Raw genomic sequence first — 863 nt, 5'->3', positions numbered from 1 at the left:
GTGATGGTGCCGGTCTTGTCGAGCAGCAGGACGTCGACGTCGCCCGCGGCCTCGACCGCGCGGCCCGAGGTCGCGATCACGTTGGCCTGCATCATGCGGCTCATGCCGGCCACACCCACTGCGGAGAGCAGGCCGCCGATGGTGGTCGGGATCAGGCACACGAGCAGCGCGACCAGCGCGGTCAGCGACACCACCGTGCCCGCACCCGCCGCGCCGACGCTGAACACCGAGTACGGCAGCAGCGTCGCCGTGACGACCAGGAACACGATGGTCAGCGCGACCAGCAGGATGGTCAGCGCGATCTCGTTCGGCGTCTTCTGGCGCTTGGCGGCCTCGACCATTCCGATCATGCGGTCGAGGAAGGACTCGCCCGGATTGACYGTGATGCGCACCACCAGCCAGTCCGACAGCACCCGCGTGCCGCCGGTGACGGCCGAGAAGTCGCCGCCCGATTCGCGCACCACCGGCGCCGATTCGCCGGTGATCGCGCTCTCGTCGACCGAGGCCACGCCTTCGATCACCTCGCCGTCGAGCGGGACCACGTCGTGCGCCTCGACCAGCACCACGTCCCCGCGGCGCAGGTTCGGTGCCTGCTCCGGCAGGAAGGTCGCACCATGGAAGGGCTGGGTCAGCTTCTTGGCCCAGGTGTCCTTGCGCAGTCCGCGCAGGGAAGCGGCCTGCGCCTTGCTGCGGCCTTCGGCCAGCGCTTCGGCGAAGTTGGCGAACAGCACCGTGAACCACAGCCAGATCGAGACCGCGAGCACGAAGGGTGGGGGCATGCCGGTGTCGCCAGGGAAGCTCAGCGAATGCACCCACAAGAGCGTGGTGAGAATGCTGCCGATGTAGACGATGAACATCACCGG

1 protein-coding gene is annotated in these 863 nt (G+C 68.6%); it reads right to left on the bottom strand.

Going from position 1 to position 863, the window contains the following annotated elements:
- The coding region (locus tag AC1D2E_RS36005; protein ID WP_478201815.1) for an HAD-IC family P-type ATPase at positions 1–863 on the bottom strand (863 nt) is incomplete at both ends.

Source organism: Variovorax sp. P1_H2 (genome assembly GCF_056405295.1).
The sequence above is the reverse complement of the archived record's forward strand: the minus strand, read 5'-3'. Positions and strand labels throughout refer to the sequence as shown.